7 protein-coding genes and 1 pseudogene are annotated in these 4,769 nt (G+C 52.5%); 5 read left to right on the top strand and 3 right to left on the bottom strand.

Features of this window, described 5'->3' with window-relative positions:
• A pseudogene (locus H6F80_RS09585) lies at positions 1-106 on the top strand (IS630 family transposase); the annotation flags it as partial.
• On the opposite strand, the gene H6F80_RS09580 reads toward H6F80_RS09585, so the two are convergent.
• Positions 78-452 carry a PepSY-like domain-containing protein gene (locus H6F80_RS09580; RefSeq protein ID WP_190791342.1) on the bottom strand — a complete coding sequence of 125 codons (375 nt, stop codon included), beginning with the start codon at positions 450-452 and terminating at the stop codon, positions 78-80. The pseudogene H6F80_RS09585 and the gene H6F80_RS09580 sit on opposite strands and share 29 nt — an antisense overlap.
• Positions 453-556: 104 nt before the next feature.
• Positions 557-1,321: a 3-oxoacyl-[acyl-carrier-protein] reductase gene (fabG, locus tag H6F80_RS09575; RefSeq protein ID WP_190791341.1), complete on the bottom strand. Its 765-nt coding sequence runs from the start codon at positions 1,319-1,321 to the stop codon at positions 557-559.
• Positions 1,322-1,460: 139 nt separating this feature from the next.
• Here fabG and trxA point away from each other — a divergent pair, with 139 nt between their 5' ends.
• The 4 genes from trxA to H6F80_RS31245 all read left to right on the top strand — a co-directional run bounded on the left by trxA (position 1,461) and on the right by H6F80_RS31245 (position 3,907).
• A complete protein-coding gene (gene trxA / locus H6F80_RS09570; RefSeq protein WP_190791340.1) occupies positions 1,461-1,778 on the top strand; it encodes a thioredoxin in 318 nt (105 codons plus the stop codon).
• A gap of 410 nt (positions 1,779-2,188) precedes the next feature.
• The gene (dcd, locus tag H6F80_RS09565; protein WP_190791339.1) at positions 2,189-2,788 is read left to right on the top strand and encodes a dCTP deaminase; all 600 of its coding nucleotides are present in this window, start codon (positions 2,189-2,191) and stop codon (positions 2,786-2,788) included.
• A 38-nt stretch (positions 2,789-2,826) separates the two neighbouring features.
• The gene (locus tag H6F80_RS09560) at positions 2,827-3,606 is read left to right on the top strand and encodes a class I SAM-dependent methyltransferase (RefSeq protein ID WP_190791338.1); all 780 of its coding nucleotides are present in this window, start codon (positions 2,827-2,829) and stop codon (positions 3,604-3,606) included.
• Positions 3,607-3,814: 208 nt separating this feature from the next.
• Complete coding sequence (locus tag H6F80_RS31245) at positions 3,815-3,907, top strand: Rpn/YhgA-type helix-turn-helix domain-containing protein (RefSeq protein ID WP_518523548.1); 93 nt, start codon at positions 3,815-3,817, stop codon at positions 3,905-3,907.
• On the opposite strand, the gene H6F80_RS09555 is transcribed toward H6F80_RS31245, so the two are convergent.
• Positions 3,891-4,769 (bottom strand): alpha/beta fold hydrolase (locus H6F80_RS09555; protein WP_190791337.1); only part of this gene is annotated, 879 nt, incomplete at its 5' end. The two genes, H6F80_RS31245 and H6F80_RS09555, sit on opposite strands and share 17 nt — an antisense overlap.

Here is a 4,769-nt window from a genome sequence, read left to right as displayed (position 1 = left end):
GTGGTTCGTGCTCAAGAATTGGATGCGTCAACGCTGGGATGAATTTGATAGCTTTCGCGATTGTGTCGATGCTGCCTTCAACCATTGTTCGAACGTGTATCCGTAAAGCTATAGCTGGGATATTCTTGTTGGACGCGATCGATCACGGCTTGAGAAAATTCCGCTGCGCTCACTTCATGCTCCGTCTCAAGCCACTGCCCATCAGCGGCGAACTCGGCTTCATACTCCACGCCATTGCGGTAAAAAATTCCCTCGTACCCATAGGGCTGCTTCTTCCAGGTAGCAGTTGTGCTGGGATAGCGGGCGGCAAACGCTTGGGATACCGCAGCCGGAGGTTTGAGCGATTGAGTACTACAGCTAGCAAGCAGGAGGACTGTGCAGGTAATGAATGCAGTGGAGAGCTGTGGGATGATTGCTGCGGAACTTTGAGTATGCCAGTGAGGTTTACCCATTAGGACAGAACCCTTCAGTTTTAGAAAAAACGCTCAGATGTCGATCGAATCCGCACTCAAACTAACAGCCCGACCACGTCACTGGGTACAGTATTTCTTCTGACTCACGCCATCACCATTCCGCCATCGACATTAATCACCTGCCCGGTAATGTAGGCGGCAGCAGGATCGGCAGCGAGGAATCGAATCAGCCCCGCGACTTCTTCTGCCTGTCCGTAGCGGCTAAGCGGAATCATTTTCAGCACTTCCTCCCCTTTCACGTCTGCGGTCATGTCGGTGGCTATAAATCCGGGGGCGACTGCATTCACCGTAATGCCCCGGCTGGCAAGCTCCTTTGCCATCGTTTTGGTGAAGCCAATCACTCCAGCTTTTGCTGCGCTGTAGTTTGCCTGTCCCGCGTTGCCCGTTTCGCCGACTACTGAAGTAACGTTGACAATGCGACCCGATCGCTGCTTCAGCATGATTTTACTGGCGGCTTTGGTGCAGAGAAATACGCCCGTCAGATTGAGGTTAATCACAGCTTGCCAGTCGTCGAGCTTCATTCGCAGCAGCAAGCCATCGCGGGTAATCCCAGCATTGTTCACCAGTACATCGACCTGACCCCATTTCTCCATTGTTTGCTCAAACAGAGCCGTAACCTGATCTTCCTGTGCCACGTCTGCTTTAACGGCGATCGCCTGACTGCCCATTCCCTGAATTTCAGCCACGACTGCTTCGGCTGCATTACTCGAACTGGCATAATTCACCACGACTTTTGCGCCTGCACTTGCCAGAGCCAGAGCCGTTGCCCGTCCGATTCCGCGTGAGGCTCCGGTGACAATCGCAACGCGATCGAGCAAGGGTTGAGAAGCGGCTGAAGATGCAGTCATAGCAAGCTCTTTGAGTAGTTTTAGGGTTAATACTTTGTCCAACGTTTGATCTTACGCCATTTCTGTTCCGGTTTCCCGTCCTGCTCACTTTGAGGAAAGTTGATTACGATCGGGAAGAGTAAGCGTTGACAGCGAACCTATGGCGACTCAACAGCAATTTGGCAGCTTCCAAGAAATGCTTTCTGGCTCCGATGTGCCCGTATTGGTGGACTTTTACGCGACGTGGTGCGGTCCCTGTCAGATGATGGCAAACATTCTGGAACAGGTGAATGGTCAAATGAAAGACCGCCTGCGGATCGTGAAAGTGGACACTGATAAATATCCTGCTCTAGCTTCGCAGTATGGCGTTCAGGCATTGCCAACACTGGTGCTGTTTAAGCAGGGACAGGCGATCGACAAAATTGAAGGCGTGTTACCCTCGGAGCGGCTGATTCAGCGATTGCAGCAAAGGGTTTAGGCGGCAGTTCACAAAAGGGGAATTTAGGCTTCGCCGAACGGGGTAATGCAGGATATCTAACACGCCTCAAGCCTTTCTGAGATCCTTCGATCGCCTCCTGTCCGTTACAAGCTTGCGATTCCCCAATAAAAATGTTGAAATTGGGCTGAACTTGATTCTGCCCGTTTCGCTGTATCTGCAGTCAGTGCGGAAGTGCTTTTAGGCAAAGCCCTGTTAAAAGTGGCATTCCGGCAAAAGTTCGATCGCCAGGAACTAGGCAAAGAAAAAAGGGCGATCGAAATCGCCCTAATGCCGGATCTACTTAATGTAGCGTTCTGAATCTAACTATAACACTTTTACCGCTAGATGTAGCGATCGGACAGAAAAATGATCCTATAATTTTGGGTACTCAGTCGCAGGAGATGGAACCGATGCTGAAAAACGATCGCTGGATCTTAGAACAGGCGCAAAACGGCATGATCGAACCCTTCGAGCCGCATTTGATTCGCTCGATTTCGGTCCACGGCAATGGCTTGACCCGCAAAGTTTTGAGCTACGGCTTATCGTCCTATGGATATGACATTCGCCTGTCTCCGGCAGAATTTTTGGTGTTCCGCCATATTCCCGGTACAGTCGTGAATCCGAAGCGGTTTAATCCCGGCAATCTCGAATCTGTACCGCTTCAGTCCGACAGCGACGGCGACTATTTTGTAATTCCGGCGCATTCCTATGGTTTGGGTGTTGCTCTGGAGCATCTGAATATTCCGCCCAATATTACGGTGATTTGCATTGGTAAAAGCTCTTATGCGCGGGTCGGTTTGATTGCAAACCTGACTCCGGTAGAAGCGTCCTGGCGCGGTTACCTGACGCTGGAATTTAGCAACTCATCGAGCGCAGACTGCCGGATTTACGCGAATGAAGGTGTCGTACAGCTTCTCTTCCTGGAAGGCGAACCCTGCGAAACCACCTATGACGATCGCTTTGGGAAATATCAGGATCAGCCACAGCGGGTAACGCTGGCAAAAGTCTAGATAGACTGGGGGGAATCCCCCTTCTTGATTTCTTGCCAATGGACACACTGCCTCCCCTGCATACAAAAGATCCAACGAATCGGTTCTCAAATCGCGCTGCCGACTACGCCAAATATCGACCCACTTACCCTCCTGAAGCGATCGACCTGCTGCTGAAGGGTTTCACGCATTCGGTAACGGCAGCAGATGTAGGGGCAGGCACGGGAATTTCAGCCAGACTGCTGGCAGACCGAGGGGCAGCGGTGATCGCGATCGAACCCAATGCGGAAATGCGATCGGCAGCAGAACCCCATCCGGGCGTAACTTTCCGGGAAGGAACGGCAGAACAGACCGGACTCCCCACGCAATCGGTCGATCTCGTCCTGTGCGCCCAGTCGTTTCACTGGTTCAATAAAGCAGCCGCCCTCACAGAGTTTCACCGCATTCTCAAGCCAGAGGGACGGATCGCGCTGATGTGGAACGATCGCGATCCTGATGATCCCTTTACAGAGGAATACAGCGAAATTTTGTGCCGCGCTGCCGATCGCGAAATCTTTGACCGGGGCGAGCGAAAGTCTCCTGATCGGCTTGCGGAAAGCGAATTGTTTGAAAATTTCCAGACTCACCGTTTTACTCACACCTATCTGCTCGATCGCGACGCACTGATCGGGCTAGTGCTGAGTTCTTCGTATATGCCCAAGGAAGGCAAGGCGTATGAGCAGCTTTTAGGCGACTTACAGGATTTGTTCGATCGTTGGTCAACCGACGGCAAAGTAACGCTCTCTTATCGAACAATGGTGTACGTGGCAAAGACCGTGGACAGTCGAGACAGCGAGTAAAATCAAAGCATCGTTTTCCCTCAATTCCGACAATAGACACAGGACACAAGAAGCAGATTTATCAAAATAAAATGCACGTCCCGGAATATTTTTGGTACGACCCGTTTAATCCTGCGGATTGGGCAGGCTTCTAGCTTGAGAAAGGCACTTACCAGCCGATCGTCCCAAACGACAGCGAGCCAATCGCGCCGAATCACAGGTCTTCCAAATTGCCCGGGCTCTGCTGCAAACCGGAATAGACGCTGCTCGGGTCAACCAAATCACCGGACTCTCAGTCGATTCCCTCACGAATTTGCACTGAGCCATTCCAGAATCTCGGCATTCACTCGATCGCTTGCCTCATCGTAGGGGCAATGCCCCGCTTCAGGAATTTCGATCAGGCGCAGATTCGGATGCAGATCGGGCAACTGCCTGCCCCAGGTTAAAGGAATCACCCGATCGCCCTCACCCCACAGTACCAAAATCGGCAGCTTCACCCGATCGAGCAAATCTCGTGTATCCAGACAAAAATCAAAGCGGGTGCGGGCTTGCGATAATCGAGAAAAGGCTCTAGCTGCGCCTCGATCGCGTCCGGCAATCAAAAAGCCTTCGATCAGCTCTTCGGTGATGCGGCTATGGTTGACATACGCCAGCTTCAAAATCGATCGCACCACTCGCGGACGGGCAATCAGCCGAAATAGGGGACCAATCACGATCGGCGACGAAAACCAGCTCTCAATCCGGCTCACCGTGGGCTGCAGCCATCCCGGCAAAACCTCCTGCCGGGAGGCAGGCAGCGTGATCAAAATCAAATTCTCTGCGAGTTCGGGATAGGCAGCCGCCGCCGTCAGGGCAACCAGTGCACCGAGGGAATGTCCGATTAAGGCGATCGGTCGATTGATAAACGTGCACCAAAATTCATAAACCTGATCAACCCAAAATCCCACGTTATAAGCAGCTGAAGCCTTCTCCGATGCACCGAACCCCACCAGATCCAGCGCGTACACCGTTCGATGCTGGCTCAACGGCAGCAGGTTTTCTTGCCACTGAGTCAAAGATGCCCCGAACCCATGCAGCAGTAAGATCGGCGGCAGAGCATGAGCTTCAGCATGAGGCGATCGAATATAGCTGTAGCGCACCTGCCATCCGCGCCAGATCCAATCGCGCTGTAGACCCATTCGAGG

The organism is Leptolyngbya sp. FACHB-711, from assembly GCF_014695615.1.
Classification (GTDB): domain Bacteria; phylum Cyanobacteriota; class Cyanobacteriia; order Elainellales; family Elainellaceae; genus Leptolyngbya_A.
Note: the sequence above shows the minus strand (reverse complement) of the source record. Positions and strands in the feature narration are given on the sequence as shown.